Source organism: Marinobacter excellens LAMA 842 (assembly GCF_001574445.1).
GTDB lineage: Bacteria > Pseudomonadota > Gammaproteobacteria > Pseudomonadales > Oleiphilaceae > Marinobacter > Marinobacter shengliensis.
In genome coordinates this window covers 19,796-38,851 of record NZ_LOCO01000018.1, presented here as the reverse complement: position 1 = coordinate 38,851, position 19,056 = coordinate 19,796, and the positions used below count along the sequence as shown (strand labels likewise).

17 protein-coding genes are annotated in these 19,056 nt (G+C 58.0%); 6 read left to right on the top strand and 11 right to left on the bottom strand.

All coding sequences use genetic code 11. The features are described 5' to 3' along the window. Positions 1-33 precede the first annotated feature (33 nt). The 4 genes from J122_RS14360 to J122_RS14345 all read left to right on the top strand — a co-directional run bounded on the left by J122_RS14360 (position 34) and on the right by J122_RS14345 (position 4,833). The gene (locus J122_RS14360) at positions 34-495 is read left to right on the top strand and encodes a universal stress protein (protein WP_061332956.1); all 462 of its coding nucleotides are present in this window, start codon (positions 34-36) and stop codon (positions 493-495) included. Positions 496-543: 48 nt separating this feature from the next. Beyond that, the gene (locus J122_RS14355) at positions 544-2,049 is read left to right on the top strand and encodes an MFS transporter (protein ID WP_061332955.1); all 1,506 of its coding nucleotides are present in this window, start codon (positions 544-546) and stop codon (positions 2,047-2,049) included. Positions 2,050-2,836: 787 nt separating this feature from the next. Beyond that, entirely contained in the window at positions 2,837-4,108 is a 1,272-nt protein-coding gene (gene ltrA, locus J122_RS14350; protein ID WP_061332954.1) for a group II intron reverse transcriptase/maturase, read from the top strand. 110 nt (positions 4,109-4,218) lie between these two features. Further along, positions 4,219-4,833 carry an ankyrin repeat domain-containing protein gene (locus tag J122_RS14345; protein WP_061332953.1) on the top strand — a complete coding sequence of 205 codons (615 nt, stop codon included), beginning with the start codon at positions 4,219-4,221 and terminating at the stop codon, positions 4,831-4,833. 89 nt (positions 4,834-4,922) lie between these two features. Here the strand turns inward: J122_RS14345 and J122_RS14340 are convergent, their stop codons facing one another. The 3 genes from J122_RS14340 to trhA all read right to left on the bottom strand — a co-directional run bounded on the left by J122_RS14340 (position 4,923) and on the right by trhA (position 8,609). Then, positions 4,923-6,515 carry a hypothetical protein gene (locus J122_RS14340; RefSeq protein ID WP_061332952.1) on the bottom strand — a complete coding sequence of 531 codons (1,593 nt, stop codon included), beginning with the start codon at positions 6,513-6,515 and terminating at the stop codon, positions 4,923-4,925. A gap of 269 nt (positions 6,516-6,784) precedes the next feature. After that, positions 6,785-7,927, bottom strand: a complete 1,143-nt coding sequence (locus J122_RS14335; RefSeq protein ID WP_061332951.1) for an NnrS family protein — start codon at positions 7,925-7,927, stop codon at positions 6,785-6,787. 16 nt (positions 7,928-7,943) lie between these two features. After that, positions 7,944-8,609, bottom strand: a complete 666-nt coding sequence (trhA, locus tag J122_RS14330) for a PAQR family membrane homeostasis protein TrhA (protein ID WP_061332950.1) — start codon at positions 8,607-8,609, stop codon at positions 7,944-7,946. Between the two features lie 198 nt (positions 8,610-8,807). Between trhA and wrbA the strand changes: the two genes are divergently transcribed. Further along, entirely contained in the window at positions 8,808-9,407 is a 600-nt protein-coding gene (wrbA, locus tag J122_RS14325; RefSeq protein ID WP_058091898.1) for an NAD(P)H:quinone oxidoreductase, read from the top strand. Positions 9,408-9,494: 87 nt separating this feature from the next. On the opposite strand, the gene J122_RS14320 is transcribed toward wrbA, so the two are convergent. The 4 genes from J122_RS14320 to J122_RS14305 all read right to left on the bottom strand — a co-directional run bounded on the left by J122_RS14320 (position 9,495) and on the right by J122_RS14305 (position 14,712). Then, positions 9,495-11,021, bottom strand: coding sequence for an OmpP1/FadL family transporter (locus J122_RS14320; RefSeq protein WP_061332949.1), 1,527 nt, complete (start codon positions 11,019-11,021; stop codon positions 9,495-9,497). A gap of 21 nt (positions 11,022-11,042) precedes the next feature. Further along, the gene (locus tag J122_RS14315; protein WP_197463854.1) at positions 11,043-13,541 is read right to left on the bottom strand and encodes an Ig-like domain-containing protein; all 2,499 of its coding nucleotides are present in this window, start codon (positions 13,539-13,541) and stop codon (positions 11,043-11,045) included. A 198-nt stretch (positions 13,542-13,739) separates the two neighbouring features. Beyond that, positions 13,740-14,438 (bottom strand): Crp/Fnr family transcriptional regulator, encoded by a 699-nt coding sequence (locus J122_RS14310; RefSeq protein WP_061332947.1) that lies wholly within the window; start codon positions 14,436-14,438, stop codon positions 13,740-13,742. A gap of 88 nt (positions 14,439-14,526) precedes the next feature. Next, complete coding sequence (locus J122_RS14305) at positions 14,527-14,712, bottom strand: hypothetical protein (protein ID WP_061332946.1); 186 nt, start codon at positions 14,710-14,712, stop codon at positions 14,527-14,529. Between the two features lie 185 nt (positions 14,713-14,897). Here J122_RS14305 and J122_RS14300 point away from each other — a divergent pair, with 185 nt between their 5' ends. Further along, the gene (locus J122_RS14300; protein WP_061332945.1) at positions 14,898-15,821 is read left to right on the top strand and encodes an AEC family transporter; all 924 of its coding nucleotides are present in this window, start codon (positions 14,898-14,900) and stop codon (positions 15,819-15,821) included. On the opposite strand, the gene J122_RS14295 is transcribed toward J122_RS14300, so the two are convergent. The 4 genes from J122_RS14295 to J122_RS14280 all read right to left on the bottom strand — a co-directional run bounded on the left by J122_RS14295 (position 15,784) and on the right by J122_RS14280 (position 18,973). Further along, on the bottom strand, positions 15,784-16,443 hold the full coding sequence (locus J122_RS14295; RefSeq protein WP_061332944.1) for a cation diffusion facilitator family transporter: 660 nt from the start codon (positions 16,441-16,443) through the stop codon (positions 15,784-15,786). The genes J122_RS14300 and J122_RS14295 overlap by 38 nt on opposite strands. A gap of 75 nt (positions 16,444-16,518) precedes the next feature. Then, positions 16,519-16,968: a Cd(II)/Pb(II)-responsive transcriptional regulator gene (cadR, locus tag J122_RS14290; RefSeq protein ID WP_061332943.1), complete on the bottom strand. Its 450-nt coding sequence runs from the start codon at positions 16,966-16,968 to the stop codon at positions 16,519-16,521. 12 nt (positions 16,969-16,980) lie between these two features. Further along, positions 16,981-18,321, bottom strand: coding sequence for a sensor histidine kinase (locus J122_RS14285; RefSeq protein WP_061332942.1), 1,341 nt, complete (start codon positions 18,319-18,321; stop codon positions 16,981-16,983). Then, positions 18,305-18,973: a response regulator transcription factor gene (locus J122_RS14280; RefSeq protein ID WP_061332941.1), complete on the bottom strand. Its 669-nt coding sequence runs from the start codon at positions 18,971-18,973 to the stop codon at positions 18,305-18,307. The genes J122_RS14285 and J122_RS14280 overlap by 17 nt, the downstream gene beginning before the upstream one ends. Positions 18,974-19,056 lie beyond the last annotated feature (83 nt).

Here is a 19,056-nt window from a genome sequence, read left to right as displayed (position 1 = left end):
GTGCCGCCGGCAGCAAATGCCTCGGAGAACCCCATGAACATCATGATTGCCTACGATGGTTCCAGAAACGCCAGGCTGGCCCTGGCCCAGACCATCACCATGTTTCGCGCACTGTCCCCCAGGCTGACTCTGGTGGCGGTGGCAGAAAATCCCCGGGATATCACATCCAGTAACGAAGACCTGTTCCAGGAAGAGGTGAGTGAGCTCAAGGGCCACCTCAAGGAGGCGCTGGAAGTGTGCCAGAGCCAGGGCGTGGAAGCAGAAACCATGCTGCTGGATGGTGATGCCCGCAAGATGCTGCTGTTCGCAGCTGAGAAAAAAGTACGGCCCGACATGCTGGTACTGGCCCGCCACAGCCACGAGCCTGATGGCGGCTTTATCGCTCGCTCCCTGACCTATTTCGTGGACGAACTGGACTACATGACCTTCGGCAGCGTCAGCTCGTTTCTGGCCCGCCGTGTCCAGTGCCCACTCCTGATTCTGCCCAGCCGCTGAAGTGGCTGGGATTATTTTTCCCCTTGTTGCTAGCCCCGGAGGCTCAAAATGAAAGTCGCTGACGTCTTCCGCGTCCGTAATCCGGAGATCAGGGCACTGCACCTGACCTGGATTGCATTCTTCATTACCTTTTATGTCTGGTTCAACATGGCGCCCCTGGCATCCAGTATGCTCAAAAGCGTCGACTGGCTGACCAAAGACGATCTACGCCTGTTCGCCATCTGTAACGTGGCGTTGACGATTCCGGCCCGGATTATCGTCGGCATGGCTCTGGACCGGTTTGGGCCGCGCCGCGTGTTCTCGGTGCTGATGGTGGTGATGGCCATTCCCGCCCTGGTGTTTGCCTTCGGTAACACCATGGCCCAGCTGCTGATCAGTCGTCTGGTGCTGAGCTCTATCGGTGCCAGCTTTGTGGTCGGTATCCACATGACCGCCATGTGGTTCAAGCCGAAGGACATCGGCTTTGCCGAGGGCTTCTACGCCGGCTGGGGTAACTTCGGTTCTGCGGCGGCGGCGATGTCTCTGCCGACCATCGCCATCACCATGTACGGTGGCGATGATGGCTGGCGCTGGGCGATTGCCCAGAGTGCCATTGTGATGGCCGGTTACGGCATCTGGTATTGGTTTGCCATTACCGATGGCCCGGAAGGCACCGTGCACCGCAAGCCCCGCAAGGCGTCCGCCATGGAAGTCAGTAGCTGGGGAGACCTGGTTAAACTGATCCTGTGGACTATTCCACTGATCGGCGTGCTGGCCATCCTGGTGTGGCGTATCCAGAACCTGGGCTACTTGAGCCCCATGGGTGCCGCTATCTGCTACGCGGTGATCTTCGCCATTGTTTGCTATCAGATCATCCAGATTCTGCGGGTGAACATTCCGATCCTGAAAAAAGGTGTTCCGGAAGACGACAAATACCCGTTCAGCAGTGTGGCTGCCCTGAACAGCACCTACTTCGCCAACTTTGGTGCTGAGCTGGCGGTGGTCTCCATGCTGCCGATGTTCTTCGAGGAAACCTGGAGCCTGAGTGCCACTGCGGCGGGCCTGATCGCGGCTTCCTTTGCCTTCGTAAACCTGCTGGCGCGCCCGATGGGTGGTTTGGTGTCTGACCGTATGGGCAATCGGCGGTTTGTCATGCTCAGCTATATGTTTGGTATTGGTCTGGGCTTTGCCTTGATGGGGTTGCTCAACTCCAACTGGCCGCTGATTATCGCTGTGGGAATCACCGTATTCACCTCCTTCTTCGTGCAGGGTGCAGAGGGCGCCACCTTCGGTATCATTCCGTCCATCAAGCGCCGCCTGACCGGGCAGATATCTGGTATGGCGGGGGCCTACGGTAACGTCGGAGCGGTGGTCTATCTGACCATCTTCACCTTCGTAACACCGTCTCAGTTCTTCTTCATTATCTCTGCCGGGGCGTTCATCAGCTGGGTGCTGTGTATCCTCTGGCTGAAGGAGCCTGAGAGCGCGTTTTCTGATGAGTACCATGTATCTTCTGTGGACCTTCAGATTGAAGAGGAAGAGCGCCAGAGAGCGGCACTTCAGGCAGCAAAATAACGTCTCAAACTCTACGAAAACAAAACCCGCCATGGAGCAATCCTGGCGGGTTTTTTGTTTGCCCGGCGAAGCCGGCAAACCCGGCCATCTGAAAGAAGATGGCGTCACCCCGACTGAGGGGAAGACAATCCGACTGGCAAGGGCGTCACTGGCCAACGGTGGGGTCTGAAGGAAGCCATAGGAAGTTAACGGTACACAACGCAAGTGAACCTGCTTCGGCAGTCCAGGTGGGTTAGCGTGCAAAATAGCGCGACGCCCGATACTCAGTCAGACCTGTGCTGTGTTTGAGGGTGGCATCGTTAACAGGGAGCCGGTGCAGTAACCGGGGAAGCCTGACACCGTATCCGGCGTAGCCGGAGGTTGTGGCTCAAGGTGAAAACCGAGGCCGCAATGGGTGCGAGGTGGCAGATGAAGCCGTAGTAGTGAAGAAGTTCCGTCCTGTGAAGCCTGGTAACAGTGTGGAGGATAAAACCGGAACGACCGCTGGCGGAGGTTCAGTGGACCGCACAAGGTCAAAAGCCTTGTTCGGATGCGAAGGGCGGAAGTCATTAACGAGAGTGACGGACGACGAGCGAACAGGTGGACGCTGCGTTCACAAGCTGCCCGACGGGGCAGAGAAGTGGGTTGAGGTGCTGCGGGAACGTAGTGGCTTTGGCCTTCTCTGAACGAGGGAGTAGAACGACACCGTGGCGGCAGATTGCCCAAGCGCTAGTACCCGGACGGTTCGTTTGAAACAGACCAGCAGCCAGACCGATCCTCGAAGCCGTCACCACAGAGATGAGCAGGCATGAGGAAATACTACAGTCTGTACGGGCAATTGCTGTCAAAACAGCGCCTGTATGAAGCCTTCAGACACATCAAACGCAACAAGGGCGCGGCCGGAATCGATGGGCAGAGCCTGGGTGCGTTTGAGGCGAATCTGGAGGTGGAGCTGTCGTGCCTGTTGCTCGAGCTGAAGGAAAAGCGCTATCGGGCGCAACCAGTCAGGCGCGTAGCCATCGCCAAGGATGACGGCGGTGAGCGTCTGCTGGGCATTCCGACGGTTCGGGACCGGGTTGTGCAACAGGCGCTGCGCCGTATTATCGAACCGATCTTCGAGCCGGATTTCCACCCGTCGAGTTACGGGTATCGTCCGGGACGCAGTGGTCACCACGCCATCGGCAAGGCGGAGTTGTTTATCCGCCGCTACCGGCGTGACTGGGTTGTGGACATGGACCTGTCGAAATGCTTCGACACGCTCAACCATGACCTGATCATCCGCCAGTTCCGCCAACGGATCACGGACGGCAGTGTCCTGTCACTGCTGCGCCAGTTCCTGGAAAGCGGCGTGATGGTGGGGTACCACCTTGAAGAAACGGAGCTGGGAAGCCCGCAGGGCGGCGTGATCAGCCCGCTGATTGCGAACGTCTATCTGGACGCCTTCGACCAGTTCATGAAAGCCCGGGGTCACCGGATCGTCCGCTACGCGGACGACATCCTGATCCTGTGCGGCTCACGAGCGGGCGCGGAGAATGCGTTACGGGTTGCCCGGCGCTATCTGGAAAATGAGCTGAAGCTAACAGTCAATGCCACCAAGACCCACATCGCCCACAGCGATGATGGCGTCAAGTTCCTGGGTGTAGTGATACACACCAAGTACACCCGCATCCAAGACAAGAAGGTGGTCAAGCTCAAGCAGAAACTCAAAGCGCTGACGAAGCGAAGCCGGGGTGGGGGTTTGGCAGCGATCATCCGTGAGCTGAATCCTGTGCTACGGGGCTTTGCCGGTTACTTCCGGGTAGCGAACTGCGCCACGGTGTTGAAACAGGTGATGAAGTGGGTTCGGCGGAGGTTGCGCTGCATCCAACTCAAGCAGTGGAAAAAGCCGGGCCGGCTGCATCGAAGACTGAAACAGCTGGGCTACCGCCCGCCGTTTAAGTTCATCAGGATGCAGAGCTGGCGTAATTCGGCGTCTCCGCTAGCGAGCCTGGCGATACCCAATGCCTACCTGCATGACGAGCTGAGGTTGATGGATATAACCGAGGTTAAAACCGGAATCACTGTCCCCGAGTTTAGGTAAGTTAATGGCATGAGCCGTATACGTGGCCCGTATGTACGGTTCTGTGAGAGGGATGAGGCGGTAACGCCTCACCCTACTCGATATTATGGCTGGAACGAGGAGGAGTGCGTATGAGCTTTTGGGAGCGTTGGTCCGGTGTCATCGGCGGTCTGGTGGCGGTTGGGTTGCTGTTGGCTCTTTGGCAGCTGTTCAGTGCTGGAGAAGATCTTGAGGCCCAGGATATGCGTGGCCGAACAGCGTTGATTGTTGCTGCGGAGGAAGGCGATGCCTCCCTGGTTCGACGCCTGGTTGCCCAGGGTGCTCGGATTGACGCCGGTGATGATTGCAACTGGACCGCCATGATGCGAGCGGCATCTGGCGGTCACGTGGAAATACTGGAGTATCTGCTGGATCAGGGAGCACGTATTGATCACACGGAAAAGACTGGTTACAGCGCCCTGATGGGAGCGGTCATCAGCAACAGGGCAGATTCTGTTGCCGTGTTGTTGGAGCGCGGAGCCAATCCGGACCTTCAGGAAGCGGAGAAAGGCCAGACCGCGCTGATGATGGCTATCCGCAATCGGTCTTCCGAGCTGGTGCGTGTATTACTGGCCGCTGGCGCAGACCCTGACATTGAAAACCATCAGGGCCAAACAGCAAAGGATCTGGCGCTGGCGGCGTCGGCGGGTGTTGAGGCAACGGATGAGCTGGAGCAAATCCGGCTGGTACTGGGCTGCAAGCCCTGAAGCGTTCTTCGTAAACTCCGGATTTCGGACACAAAAAAGCCGGCCCTTGTAGGCCGGCAAGTAGAGGTCTAACGCGTTGGTTGGTGCAATTACGGGTTTTTGATGTAGGCGTTTTTGCGCAGGTAGAACCACCAGTTAACCACCAGGCATACGGCATAGAATACGGCAAAACCGTACATAGCAACTTCCGGAGTGCCTGCCTGAATTTCCTGTCCCATCACCCGTGGTGCGATGAAGGCGCCGTAAGCTGCTACTGCAGAGGTCCATCCCAGTACCGGGCCTTTCTGCTGTTGATCGAAAATCACACCAATACTGCGGAACGTGGAGCCATTGCCAATGCCGCTGGCGGCGAACATCAGGATAAACAGCACCAGGAAAATCGGGAAGTAGGCGTTAGGGTCGGTTGAGTTGTATGCCAGCATCATCACGTAACCGGTGGCTACTGAGGCAACCACCATTACGACAGAGATGATCTGGGTGACAATGGAGCCGCCCATCTTGTCTGAAATCCAGCCACCTACGGGGCGAATCAAGGCACCCACAAACGGCCCCATCCAAGCCCATGTGAGGGCACTCGGAGCGTCAGGATTTGCCACTCGGGTAACGCTGCCATCCGCTGCCACTTCCATCATGTTGCCGAAGATAACGCTGATAGATAGCGGCAGGGCTGCAGAGAAGCCGATAAATGAGCCGAACGTCAGGATATACAGCACGGTCATAGACCAGGTGTGCTTGTTGCTGAAGATGGCAAACTGTTTCTGGATGTTGGGCTTGATATCACCAGGGATAAGTCGCAGCAAAACCAAGGTCAGGATAATTGTCAGTGGCAGTGCCACCCACATGTTCAGGATGCCTAATGCCCATACGCCGGCAAGGGAGGTCAGGAGGCCAACGCCATAAAGACCAAGGATCTTGCCGAAAGCGGATATCGGGTTGCCCAGGTTCGGCGTGATCACTTTCAGGTTATTCATGCCGAACCATCCAGCAAAGGCCAGTGGGATCAGGAAAACCAGCCAGATGAAGCCAGCGTTCTGGATCCAGGTGTCGGTACCCGCCTCAATCCGGCCAATGAGCGTGCCGCTTGGACTTTGCAGTTCCATGGGGGCGCCGGCAAGGGCGCCGAAAATGCCAACGGTCATCACCAGCGGAATCAGAATCTGCATGGTGGTCACGCCGAAGTTGCCAAGCCCGGCGTTCATGCCGAGGCCATAACCCTGCTTGCTCTTAGGGTAGAACGAGCTGATGTTGCTCATGGAGCAAGCAAAGTTACCACCACCAATACCGGACAGCAGTGCCAGTGCCTGGAACACAATGAAGGGTGTATCCGGGTTCATTAGTGCAATGCCGGTGCCCAATGCCGGGATCATGAGCAGGGCTGTGGTCAGGAATACGGTGTTGCGCCCCCCGGCAATCTTGATCATGAAAGAGGCGGGAATGCGCAGTGTCGCACCGGATAGGCCGGCAATGGCGGTCAGGGTAAAGAGTTGCTCAACCGAGAACGGGAATCCCAGATTAATCATCTGGGTGGTGATCATGCCCCACATCAGCCAGATGGCGAAGCCCATCAATAGGCTGGGTATGGATATCCACAGGTTGCGGGAGGCGACTTTCTTGCCTTCCCGTTCCCAGAATTCCTCGTTTTCTACATCCCAGTGTTCAATGTCTGCGTTGGTTTTTGCCATGGTGTTTGCTCCTTGGTGACAACATGCCGGAGCCACGGTCGTCGTGGTTTACGGACTATGAGCCCATTGTGCAAACGAAGCCGCAGAACCATTCTTGACAAATATCAGTGAAAAATTTGGGTGCCTTGAGCTAGCCAGGCGGTGCTCAGTGCGCTTTGCTCAAGTAGTCAATAAATTTATTTAAAACAGTGCCTTATATGGGTGGTACTTCGTCGGTGGTAGGTGGAGAGCGAAACGGTGCAGTAGAGGTAGCCAATGATTTCCAGGCTTTACAGGGCGCGATTTGAGGAACTTTTGCTGAGCAGGAACAGCACCAGTAACTGGCTGGCCAAACCGGAAAAAGCCAGGGCCCAGACGCCGCTGGCCAGCCAGAGCAAATCGGATTGAGAATAAGGCGCGTCACCGGTGAGATAGCGGCTGATGGCAGCGATTGCCATGGCACTCGCCAGTACCAGCACCTGCCAGGCCGGAGGGAGGGTGCGGCAAGCCCGTTGCCAGGCCAGCCGCAGCATGACACTGCCAGATAAAGTACCGAGGGCGCCAATGGTGATCAGGTGCAGGGCCGGCACCAATGATTGGCCCGTAAACAGGTGAACCCCTGTGGCCCCGGCTCCCGCAGCCAGCCAGAGGTAGCCGAGAGCCAGGACCAGAAGATCCGGCCTGTCGGTGCAACGCCAGAGCTTCCAGCGGACCGTTCGGACAATGATCAGGATGGCGGCTAGCAACAGGAGGGCACCGGATATCAGGCGGGTGCCAGAAAAAGGCAGACAAATCATTGCGAGGGGCAGCACAATCAGCAAAGCGCCCTCAATCCGAGGCTGAACCCTGGCTTCCAGGGGGATGCCCCGTTTCTCCAGGGTGCCAGCCACCGCCGGCGCGATGATTCGGCCCCCCATAAACGTCATCAGCAACATCAGGCCCAGAATGGCGACTTCCATCATGCTTCTTTGGTTCAGCGCCACTGGCATCCACTCAGCCAAGGCATAGGCCAATGCCAGCAGGCACAGAGCCAGGATCAGCGGTCCGGCAATTTTGTTGCGCCATTTCTTGGCAGCCTGAAAGCGCGGCACCACCTGCCAGGCCAGCAACAGGGCAAAGGCCGGGCTGAGCAGCTGGCTTACCAGCCACTCCGGAGCGAGCAGCCAGCTGAGCCGGGCAGCCAGCCAGAGGCCAAACAGCGGCGCGAGTATTCTCCAGGGTTGCGGGCCGAGGGTATAACCGGCAATCAGCGCCAGGGCAAACCCGAAAATCAGCTCATGGCCATGGCCGGCACCCAGTAAGCCCGGCGGCCAGCCGCTACCGGACATGACTGCAAACAATGACAGCGGCACCACTATGGCGGCCCACAGAGCTGCAGCGGGAAAGAAAAGCCAGAAGGCGTGGATCCGTCCGGGGCTTTGCGAAGCACTCATGCGGTGGGCGTCTTTTTCAGACCGTGTGGGGCAGAACACCGAAATAGATGGCACTGAAATGACAGGCGCTGCCGCCGATGACAAACAGGTGCCAGATGGCATGCATGTAGGGAATGCGGTCGGCCAGATAGAACGCCACGCCGGCGGTATAGACAATGCCCCCGGCGATGGTCAGGTAGAGGGCGGTTTCGCTCAGGTTGGCAACCAGATCGGATGAGGCGAAGATGATCAGCCAGCCCATGGCCACGTAGATGCCCACCCTGGCCAGTTTGAATCGGTTCTTGAAGATCACTTTCAGCACCACTCCGGTCAGCGCCAGGGACCAGATGACTGCAAATAACGTCCAGCCGGTGGTGCCGCGCAGATTGACCAGCAGGAAAGGTGTGTAGGTGCCAGCGATCAACAGAAAGATGGCGCAGTGATCCAGGGTTTTGAATGCGGTTTTCAGTTTTGGATGGCGGGTGCCATGGTAAAGCGCAGAGGCCATATACAGCAGAATCAGGGAGGCCCCGAACACACTGAAACTGACAATCTTCCAGACATCCCCCATCTGGCTGGCGCCCACTATCAGGGCGACAGTGCCGATAACGCTGAGAACAGCGCCCAGGCCGTGGGTAGCGCTGTTAATCCACTCCTCAATGCGGTTATGGAGGGATTCTGCCGTGGTCTGGGCTTGGTTCATAGGAGCGTTCATCTCAGGTTGTCTGTACGAGCTGAAAGTATATTCCAGCTCAGCGTACAAGTGTACGCAAACAAATGCCATGAACATCCTGTGACCATGTTCAGAAAAACTGAATAACCTGCCGGAAATCTTCCGTTTTCACCTTTTGCCCCGGCCCGTTACGCTGTGATCATTCATAGCGAACAAGGAGATTATCCGATGGCAAAAGTACTGGTTCTTTATTATTCAATGTATGGTCACATGGAAACCATGGCAAACACCGTGGCTGAGGGTGCAAAAAGCGTTTCAGGTGCTGATGTGGTGGTAAAGCGGGTGCCGGAGACCATGGCAGACCAGGCGTTCCTGAACGCCGGCGGCAAGGCCGATCAGGCAGCCCCGGTGGCCACTCCGACCGAGCTGGCGGACTATGACGCGATCATTTTTGGCACCCCGACCCGGTTCGGCAATATGGCCGGTCAGATGCGCACCTTCCTGGATCAGACCGGTGGCTTGTGGGCCGAAGGCAAGCTGCACGGCAAAGTGGCGAGTGTGTTTACCTCAACCGGCACCGGTGGCGGGCAGGAGCACACGATCAGCTCCTTCTGGACCACGCTGGCGCACCACGGCATGGTGATCGTGCCACTGGGTTACGGCATTCCGGACTTCTTCGACATCTCCGAAGTTAATGGCGGCACGCCCTATGGTGCCTCCACTATTGCTGGCGGAGATGGTTCACGTCAGCCTAGTGAAAAAGAACTCAACATTGCCCGTTATCAGGGCAAGCATGTGGCGGAGCTGGCAGTAAAGCTGCATGGCTGATTAACGGATTTGTGATTCGTTAAACGCGAACAAGGGCAGGGGGTGACCTCTGCCCTTGTTGTTTCCGGCGGTTTTTTTGCGGCGGGATCAGAACCGGTAGTTCAACTGGGCCGCCAGGTTGTGCAGCGTGCCCTCACTGGTGCCGATAGCCCGATGGTTGCTGCCAGCGGGGTTCTCAACAGCGGTCACGTCACCTTCCTTGATCTGAATCCACGAATAGGCCACATCAACCGAGAGGTTGTCCCGCCATTGGTAGCTGGCCCCCAGGCCGACGATATAGCGGTCGTTATCCGGCCCCCGCGGGGTGCGGAAATCTGAGTTGCGCAGCGGGCTCTGGTCAAAGCTGGCGCCGGTCCGGAGGGTTAACCGGTCATCCCATGCATAGCTGGCACCAACGCCGAAACGGTAACTGTCCTCAAATTCCAGTGGCTGAACCAGATCTCGCCGGCGCACATCGTCACCGCTTTCGGTAATGTCTGAGCCACCCCGGGCCGAGGTGTCTGCGTACGATAAACGCAGTTCGTCATACACACTCCAGTTGGTGTAGGTGACGCTGCCCATCACCGCTATGCGGTCTGTCCACTGATGGAATGCGCTCAGCGTCAGTACATCGGGCAGGGTGATGGTGGATTCCAGGTCGCCGCCCAGGGCGCCACGCTCATCGAACGCGGAGGCAACGGCATCCCGGGCATCTTCCTCGGTTATGTTGGCGAAGCCCTGAACCGTCTGTACCAGGCGTTCCCGGAACTCCGGGTCAGACACTTCTTTACGCGTGGCCTGGCCGGTGGCCACGTGCTCGGTGCGACTGCGGTAATTCAGCCCGAAACGGGTTCGGTCGCTGTATTCCCACAACAAGCCAAAGCTCAGGCCGAAGGCCATGCTGTCGATTTCAATGTCGTTCTCGATATCGAACTGGGAGCCAATGCGGGCGACGGCATCTTCCGCCGTGGCGCGGGCAGCGGCTTCGCCTTCCTGTTCCCGAACTCGATCCACCAGGGCTTCCGCCACCAGATAACCGGTATCAATCTGATTGGTGAGCTTGGCGTCATACATCTGGATGAAGCCACCAAAACCAACCGTCACTGTGTCGGTAGCGCGGAAGGCGAACACCGGGTTGATATTGACCGTAGTCTGGGAGGTTTCCTCCGAATGATAGCGCCCAGCCCAACCGGCGGGAAAATCACTGCCCGAGGCGAAGGGTGCATAGATGCCGACGCCCACAGCGGCATCGTCACTGATCCGGTGCGCCAGATACAGGTGTGGCGCGATGGAGACTTCCTTGCTGGTGGCATTGCCCGGGCCACTGACCGGTGTTGGATCAAGGCCGTAGGGCAGCTCGATTTTTTCCCGCTGCACGCGCACGTTGTAGTTCAGGTCGGCGTAGATGGAGCTGACGCCAAGACTGGTCTGTGTGCCGCTCAAGCGCAGCAGGCCTGCCGGGTTGTGGGCAACCACCGAAGCATCTTCCAGCAGGGCCGCAGTGCCGGCAAAGCCATGGCCTGTTTCCTTGGTGCCGTGCTGGGTCAGTTCCAGACCAGCGCCGTGTGCGGCCGATGAAGCAGCCATGATGGCTGCGGGCAACAAGGCCCGCAGCGGAGTGTTTGCAGAAAACATAATACGTGTCCTGTTAACTGATCAGAGGCGAACGTCGATAAATTCTTCGATAACGGTGAGTTCAGACGGGGTGTTGAAGAAGTCCGCCACCTGCATCTGCATTTCAAAGTGGACCTCTTCGCCGTTTGGCAGCGCCACGGTGGCGTCGGGATCATCGCTGCTCGGGTCGTCTACCAGGGTGTCTGGCAGCAACGGCGAGGAGTGGGCGCCGAAGCGGAAAGGCACGGCAATTTGCAGGCCCTGCGGCGTAGTGCCGTCGGCTCGGGTTGAAGGGGTAACTATGCCGTTGTCCAGATTGCTCTGGCTGACAAATTCAAGCCCCATGGCGTTGGCCTGCGGGGTGCTGCCGGCAAGCGGTGCGTTCTGGCCAACCGAGGGTGGCAACACCAGGTCAGACGGGCTGGCCTCGCTGCCATCATTACCGACTACCTGCGACAGGTATACCGGGCGGGCGAAACTCTCTCCATCGGTATCCACCGGGTTGGCGATGGCCTGTGCGTGATTGAGCGGGTCCACCGAATCAATGGCGGCCTGCACTACGGCAAAGAACCGGAAGTAATCCTCTGTGCCCGGAAACACGCCGGATTCTGCAAGGCCTGCAGCAAGCTGTGGCCCGATGGTGTCAGAGGCAGCCAGGGTTTCCATGATACCGCCGGTGGGGGTCAGCATGGCAACGGAGCGAATGTCCGGGTCCTGGGCCAGGAAGGGTGCGGCAACGATGTTGCCCACGGAATGACCGAGGAAGTGGAGTTCGTTAAAGTTGACGTGGTTGAACAGATTGATGTTAAAGCGACTGGCGTTGCAGGTTTTCAGCAGGCCCGCTTCACCGAGCAGGGCATCGGCCATACCGCACTGGCTCATCTGGCCGCTGCGAATGTAATGGGCTAGCGAAACCAGATCCAGCCCACCCTGGCGCAGGGTGTCGCGCTGGGTGAGCGGCTGGGACGGATTCAGGAAGTGAGCGCCGGAACCGTCAATCACGCCATCGGCTGTGTCGTCTTCACCGCCAGTCAGGTCCAGATAATAGGTGCGCTCGATTTTCAGGGGAATGATGTTCCTGGCGGCGTTCAGCGGTGAGTTATAAAGCTGGTCGTTCAGGTTGGCGGCGTGCAGGGCCAGCCGGCTGTCATCGGCCGGCAACTGGTTGCGCACCAGCCCGTGCAGGGGCATGTCGATGGCAATCACCGCAAAACCCTTTTGGGCAAGCTCAGAGGCAATGGCCAGGGCATTGGTTCTGTCCTGTTGGATGGCGTGCTGGAACATCACCAGAGGGTAACCACCCGCAGGCCGCGCCGGCACTCCGGATGCGCTTGGGTCTGGCACGGCAAGTACCACGGGAACGGTGTTCCAGGTTGTCAGTTGTGGTGCCTGGGCGTTATCACCGTTGCTGAGGCCGCGGGCATCGTCCGAGTTGCAGCTGCCGGCTTCGCAGGTCCATTTGGTTGACAGGACAGCGTCGTCGGTTGCCGGTGTATTGCCCCAGATGTCGGTATTTTCAGGCGTTGCAATGAAGGATGGCAGCTGAATCGTGCCAGGGTAGACAATGGCTTTATCACCCGGTGCTTTTGGTGCGTCCTGGCCGAGCAGCGAGCCAATGGTCAGAAAGCAGATGGCGGTCTGGCAGGTTGTATCGCCATTGCCCGGCATCGAAAGCTGGTTGTTCTTGATGGCCTGGGCGGCAGCCAGGAAGGTGTCATCCTGCTGCTGCGTAGTCACACCCCAGCCCAGCAACAGATCATCCCGGCTCAGGCCGAAACGGCTGTCCTCCACCAACGGTGCGATGGCCGGGTTGGTGGTGCACTGCAACAGGGCTGGGTCGGAACGGTCCGGGCTGTCGCACTGGTCCAACAGGTTGGTGCCCTTGGCGATGGACCATTGCAACGGGCTGCCAACCAACGCGCCGTCAGGGTCCAGCACGCCTTTGGTAATGACGGCGGTATAGCTGGTGCCTTTGTCCAGGGCGCGGGTGGGTATGATCAATAACTCCCGGGCTTCCGCGTTGTACTGCACACGGTACTCCGTATCGGGTGCCAGCTCACGGTCGACGGCGGTGGGTTGAACCCGCTCCGGGTAGGTGTTGGCGGCCGTGGTCATCCGGAACACGCGAACTGTATTGCCTGCCTGCAAGCTGGCCGCATCCACATCACCGGTAAAGGCGACGCGCCAGGGAGCGATGGTGGAGAAGCCATCCAGCTCGTTCAGGCCTTGGACCAGTGCGGCGGAAGAAGCCTCCGGGTCGGCTACCGGCGCGTTGATGGTGCCGTCTTTCGCAGCGGAAGCGTCGGCCTCGAACAGCAGGTTGGTGGGAAATGGCAGAACCTGATTTGCTGGATCAAAGGCGACGTTCACTGTGGAAAACGCGCGCCCATCCTGACCTTCGGAGCCGTTGCCGGCGCCTGTGGCATCGTTAGAGGTGGCTTCACCTCCTGTGCTCAGGCACCCGGCCAGCATGATGGCAATGGAACTTGCCAGTACTCCTTTTATCGAAGCAACCGGCAGACGACTTGACTGCAACTTCATTGTGCAACACCCCATGTTACGACTTTTCGTATTTGTTTACGGAACGGAACAGGATGTTACGTATGTGGCGGAGAGGTTTATTGGCCTGATCAGCAAAGGGCCGCGTCAGAATGGCATAATTTGCGCGTTGACGGGGCTCAGGCCCTTGGCATGGCGGTCATTGGGCGATTTTGTGCGTGATGTCTCAAATTGGTCGGTTCAAGACTTCGCTGCGGTTTTGAGTCGGGAGAAAGTGGCGGGTACAACACCAAGCCATGAGGCAAGCTGGTTGTCTGGCACCCGCTTGATCAACTCCGGGTACTCATCCAGTAGCAGTTGGTAGCGCTCGTTCGCCGGCATGGTGTGCTTGCGGAATTCCCGCATGCTGGTCAGCTCGGCAATTTCCTCGGTCAGCACCAGTGCGAACTTGTGCCAGAGCCCGTTGCCATGGTTCTGGATCGCCGAACGGAACGCGCTGAAATCCGCCACCCATACGGTAGCCGGCAATACGCTGGTCAGGCACAGGGTATTACGTACCGTTCTGCTGCGACCGAATACCGGCCAGATCAGGTCGCCTTCGGTAAAAAAATGATGAATCGCGACCTTGCCAGCAGAGGATTCCCGGAACAGGCGCAGTACCCCGTACTGGATCAGGTACACGTTAGCCCAGGGCCGGTCGTGCTTTTCGAGGGAGGTTTCTGCGTCTACCCGGCGCTGATGGAACAGGCGGGCGATATCGCCCAGAAACAGGGCTTCCGGGGTATTCTGCTTTTCGTTCAGGCAGATGCCAAAGGCGCGGCTCAGGCCGTTCAGTAGGGCGACCTCGGCGGTTGCTGCGTCGTGGCGAATAATGTCCGGGTGATCTTCACCCAACAGGCAGGGCGAGGATGCCATTGGTGGTCGGAAACTGCTGTTCATAGCAAAACCTTCGCTGCATTCGCGTAGGTCAATTATGCTATCAAAAAACAAACATTTTAAATGGCTTAAACCATTAAAGATATTTGACTTAATCGATAAGCGGCGCTCGATGCTGGAATGCGGCTTGTGGGGAGGGCAGCTTGTGCGGGACCTCCCCCCAAAACACGCTCCTGCGGCACATCCATTTCAGTCCGTCCCACTCGCCTTCTACCCACAGGTGTTTGCCCCTGACCACCTGCTCGGTCAGTTGGCCGCGATTATCCCGCTCGGCCATTAGTCTCTCTCCTTGGTTGTTTCAAATACCTGACAGCCCCACCAGGATATAAAGATGCATTCCTGATGTTGTTGGTGATTATCAAAGAACGCCCGGTGTTTCACTATTGCGCCGGGGAGTTACCTCCAGATGGGTAGGTGTTAGACTGCTGCGCTTGAGGTAAAAGATCGTCTTTTGGAGGCGCCATGGCGGCCGCGTTGGCTTTGTTTGTAAAACTCCTTCCCCTGTATGTCACCGTTGCTCTGGGCTGGGTTGCCGGGCGCTACCTGGAGGCCAGTGGAAAACATATCGCCGGGATCATGCTTTACATCGTGACGCCGTCGGTAGTGTTCTCAGGAGTCATGGCTGCACCGCTGACGCCCGAGGTCATTCTGTTGCCCGCCCTGGTATTCGGTTTCTGCACCCTGATTGCCCTGATTCACCTGACCATTGCCCGCAAAGTACTGACCGACGGCAGTGCATCCGTTATCCCGTTATCGGTGGGTACCGGCAACACGGGTTACTTCGGTATTCCTGTGGCTTTGCTGTTGTTTGGAGAGCAGGGGCTGGCCCTCTATATCGTGTGCATGCTGGGCACCACGCTGTTCGAGAATTCGGTGGGCTTCTATCTGGCGGCAAGGGGCAAGTACAGCATTCGCGACGCACTGGTGCGCGTGGCACGACTTCCGTCGGTGTATGCGTTTGCCGCGGCAGTGGCGTTGAATCTGTCTGGAGTGTCGATTCCGGAGGCGTTTGTGCCGTTGTTCGATAATCTGCGCGGCGCCTACAGCATTCTGGGCATGATGATCATCGGGATGGGCATTCTGAGTTTCCGGGGCTTGGCCGGCAATCCGGTGTTCACTGGCCTGGCCTTTTTTGGCAAATTCGTCAGCTGGCCGGCGCTGGCGCTGGCCTTCTGGTGGCTGGATGCCCAGGTGCTGGGCATTTACGACCTGGCGGTGCACCAGGCTATTTTCCTGATTTCTATCACCCCGATTGCTGCCAACACGGTAGTGATTGCAACTTTACTGGATGCAGCCCCAAGACAGGCGGCCGGTACGACCCTGCTCAGTACGCTGTTCGCGCTCGGTTTTATTCCGGTGATGATTGCCTTGGTGTTCGGGGCGTAAGCCGGTTTACTGCCCGGGCATTGGCGATGTCTGACCGGGCATGGCGGACCACGCTGATACCGGCAGTCAGTGCCAGGGTGCCCATAATGCCCGCTACAATCAGGTCCGGCCAGGCGGAGCCGGTGCCAAATACGCCCAGGGCTGCGCCCATCACCGCCAGATTGCCGACGGCATCGTTACGGCTGCAAAGCCAGACTGAGCGCATATCGGAATCGCCCTCCCGGAACTTGAACAGCATCACCGCCACACCCACGTTGGCCGCCAGGGCCAGTAACCCGACAATCCCCATGGTCAGTGGCTCCGGTGTAACGCCGCTCTGGAGCACCCAGATGGCACGGCCCCAGACCACCAGCCCAAAGGTAGCCATGGTTAATCCTTTGACCAAGGCCGCCCGCCCACGCCAGAGCATGCCCATGCTGAGCACACTCAGGGAAAGCAGGTAGTTGGCGCTGTCGCCAAAGAAGTCGATGGCATCCGCCATGAGTGCCACGGAGCCGGACTGGAGGCTTGCCAGGCCTTCCACGAAGAACATGGCGAGATTCACCCACAGGGCAATCCAGAGCGCTTTACGAAAGCCGGGAGCCGGGCCTTGGGGTTCCGGTACGGAACAACTGCATGCCATCAGAGACCTCCTTTGAATCAGGTTGTCTCTATTGAAAACCCTGAAGTTGCTACAGGGTCAACTCTTCAGCTGAGATTATTTTCCATGGGTGCCGGGAACGTGGTTAGCATGGTGGTTATCTTCAAGTTGGCCGATTTCTGAGTTAAGACCATCCAGAATCCCGCATTCGCTGACGGTTCTCCCCCGAGAACAGGCCTTTTGCAGTCGTTCCAGCGTCTGCTCCAACCGGGTCAGTTCCGCGAGACGCTCCCGTACATGGTTCAGGTGTCTGGCAAGCAAGGCATCTACCTCGCCGCAGTCCGCCTCGGGCTGGTTAGTAAGCTGGATCAGTTCCCGGATTTCGTCCTGGGTCATGTCCAGATTGCGACAGCGTTTGATGAACAGCAATCGATCAAGGTGATCACGCCGGTATTGGCGATAGCCGCTGGCGTTGCGCTCAGGCGCTGGCATCAGGCCGATCTTTTCATAGTAGCGGATGGTTTCTACCGGCAGGCCCGTTGTCTTTGACAGTTCACCGATTTTCATACTTTGGCCCCTCTATGACTTTCGCGGCAGCTCTACTTCAACGCTCAAGCCACCTTTTGCGCCATCGCTGAAGTTTACCCGGCCACCATATCGCTGCACGATATCCCGGACAATGGCCAGCCCCAGACCATGGCCGGGTGTTTGCTCATCCAGCCTGAGCCCCCGACTACCAAGGTGCTCCAGGTTTTCCGCAGCGACCCCCGGGCCATCATCCGTCACAACCATCCTCACGGTGTTCGCTGACTCACCGAGTGACAGCTCTATGCTGTGAGTGGCCCATTTGCCGGCATTGTCGAGCAGGTTGCCGAACACTTCATTCAGGTCATGCTCTTCAACCGGCCAACGGTGTTCGTCTGTTAAATCCGTCGTCAGCTCAAACGATTTTTCAGGGTGCAAGCGGCCCAGCATCCACAACAAATCCCTGGCCTGCTTGACGGGTAATGCACTTTTTCCAACCTGCGGCCCTGCAAACTGACTCCGGCGCATCTCGGTTTCAAGCTGCTTGTCTATGTGGCTGAGCCGGCGCGCCATTTCGTCCCTCAAGGCTGTATCCAGAGGGCGGCTGTCGTCCTCAAGTATCTGGCGGACCGCAGCAATGGGGGTTTTGACACTGTGGGAGAGGTTGGCCAGGGCGTCCCGGGAGCGCTCCAGGCGCTGATCCAGCGAATCTAACAGCTGGTTCAGTTGGTTTACCAGGGGCCGGAATTCTTCTGGCGCCCGAACATCAATGCGTGAAATGGTGCCACCCTGCAATTGTGTCAGCGCAGACTGCAGCGAGGCCACTGGCCTCAGGGCAAGCGCGATACCAACCCAGATGACGGCAACCAGTAACAGAATGAGCAGAATCGATACGATGGCCGTCCATGCGTGTAACTCCGACTGGCTGGATCGGAGCGCGTCCATGTCTTCTGACACGATGATGACATAGGGCACGCCATCAACCGCAATCTGTCGGCGATAAGCAAGTATGTCTGATGGTGCACCGGCGGCTCCGGAGCCCTGAACCCGGATGCTCCCTTGCTGCTCGGTCTCCAGTAGAGGCTCCAGTAAAGGGCGCCAGGATTCCGGAGAAATTGTGGTTACGGTGGGGGAATGAAGCGCGAACGCATGGTGGAAAACTTCCTCGAAATAGTCCCCGGTCTGCAGGGCGTCCAGTTGGCCTCCGGATTGACGCACCTGCAGTTCCAGGAAGGCAACTTCGTCGTGCAATCTGCCCTCCACGAAATCCCGCGACATACGGTCTAACAGCAAGCCATGGACTATCCATGCCAGTGCCATCAACACAATGCCTGATGGCAACAGGAGCGTCAGCAGGGTGGTCCTGACGGACAGGGGTTTAGTGATCGGCATCATTGAAAAGATATCCCTGGCCCCGCCGGGTCGCAATGGTTTCAGCGCCCACCAGTTTCCTCAATCGGCGGATGTAGGCTTCGATGACGTTGTCACTCGGGTTGTCGTTAAGGCTGTAGAGTTGTTCCATGAGCTGGTCTTTGGAAAAGACATGCCCCGGGCGGTTCATCAGGCATCGGAGCAGGCGGAACTCGGTACCCGTGAGCGAGTGTTCGGTGCCATCCTGCATTTTCAGGCTCTGACGGTTTTCATCCAGCTCAAACCGGCCCGCTCTAACGGTAGAGGACACGCGCCCATCGCCGCGCCGGACGATTGCATTAAGGCGGGCGACCAGCTCTTCCGTCTGGAACGGCTTGGCCAGGTAGTCATCGGCACCTGCTTTAAGGCCGTCAACCTTATCTTGCCAATCGCCTCTGGCGGTCAGAATCAGCACTGGAAAATCGATGTGGTGAGCGCGCCATTGTTTGAGCACCGTCAAACCATTGCCATCTGGCAGGCCGAGATCCAGCACACACACGCGATAGCTCTCCTGCGAGCCGAGAATGCCAGCCTCTTTCGCTGTACTTGCGATATCGACACTGAAGCCTGATTTTTCAAGCTGACGTGAAAGGCCATCAGCCAATAAGCGGTCATCCTCTACCAGCAGTAATCTCATCTCACTCGCCTCGATTGCAGCGGTTCCTGTTGTACCCCAAAGCACTATGCCGCAGTAGCCTGAATTCAGCCTGAACAGCAATT

What these genes read in the sequence shown, in the direction of transcription:
- trhA (WP_061332950.1), bottom strand. Translation starts at nt 8,609, where the DNA reads ATGAACCAAGCCCAGACCACGGCAGAATCCCTCCATAACCGCATTGAG.
- J122_RS14285 (WP_061332942.1), bottom strand. Translation starts at nt 18,321, where the DNA reads ATGATGCCGATCACTAAACCCCTGTCCGTCAGGACCACCCTGCTGACG.
- J122_RS14355 (WP_061332955.1), top strand. Translation starts at nt 544, where the DNA reads ATGAAAGTCGCTGACGTCTTCCGCGTCCGTAATCCGGAGATCAGGGCA.
- J122_RS14310 (WP_061332947.1), bottom strand. Translation starts at nt 14,438, where the DNA reads ATGAACAGCAGTTTCCGACCACCAATGGCATCCTCGCCCTGCCTGTTG.
- cadR (WP_061332943.1), bottom strand. Translation starts at nt 16,968, where the DNA reads ATGAAAATCGGTGAACTGTCAAAGACAACGGGCCTGCCGGTAGAAACC.
- J122_RS14320 (WP_061332949.1), bottom strand. Translation starts at nt 11,021, where the DNA reads ATGTTTTCTGCAAACACTCCGCTGCGGGCCTTGTTGCCCGCAGCCATC.
- ltrA (WP_061332954.1), top strand. Translation starts at nt 2,837, where the DNA reads ATGAGGAAATACTACAGTCTGTACGGGCAATTGCTGTCAAAACAGCGC.
- J122_RS14360 (WP_061332956.1), top strand. Translation starts at nt 34, where the DNA reads ATGAACATCATGATTGCCTACGATGGTTCCAGAAACGCCAGGCTGGCC.
- J122_RS14295 (WP_061332944.1), bottom strand. Translation starts at nt 16,443, where the DNA reads ATGGCATGCAGTTGTTCCGTACCGGAACCCCAAGGCCCGGCTCCCGGC.
- J122_RS14305 (WP_061332946.1), bottom strand. Translation starts at nt 14,712, where the DNA reads ATGGCCGAGCGGGATAATCGCGGCCAACTGACCGAGCAGGTGGTCAGG.
- J122_RS14345 (WP_061332953.1), top strand. Translation starts at nt 4,219, where the DNA reads ATGAGCTTTTGGGAGCGTTGGTCCGGTGTCATCGGCGGTCTGGTGGCG.
- J122_RS14280 (WP_061332941.1), bottom strand. Translation starts at nt 18,973, where the DNA reads ATGAGATTACTGCTGGTAGAGGATGACCGCTTATTGGCTGATGGCCTT.
- J122_RS14335 (WP_061332951.1), bottom strand. Translation starts at nt 7,927, where the DNA reads ATGAGTGCTTCGCAAAGCCCCGGACGGATCCACGCCTTCTGGCTTTTC.
- wrbA (WP_058091898.1), top strand. Translation starts at nt 8,808, where the DNA reads ATGGCAAAAGTACTGGTTCTTTATTATTCAATGTATGGTCACATGGAA.
- J122_RS14315 (WP_197463854.1), bottom strand. Translation starts at nt 13,541, where the DNA reads ATGAAGTTGCAGTCAAGTCGTCTGCCGGTTGCTTCGATAAAAGGAGTA.
- J122_RS14340 (WP_061332952.1), bottom strand. Translation starts at nt 6,515, where the DNA reads ATGGCAAAAACCAACGCAGACATTGAACACTGGGATGTAGAAAACGAG.
- J122_RS14300 (WP_061332945.1), top strand. Translation starts at nt 14,898, where the DNA reads ATGGCGGCCGCGTTGGCTTTGTTTGTAAAACTCCTTCCCCTGTATGTC.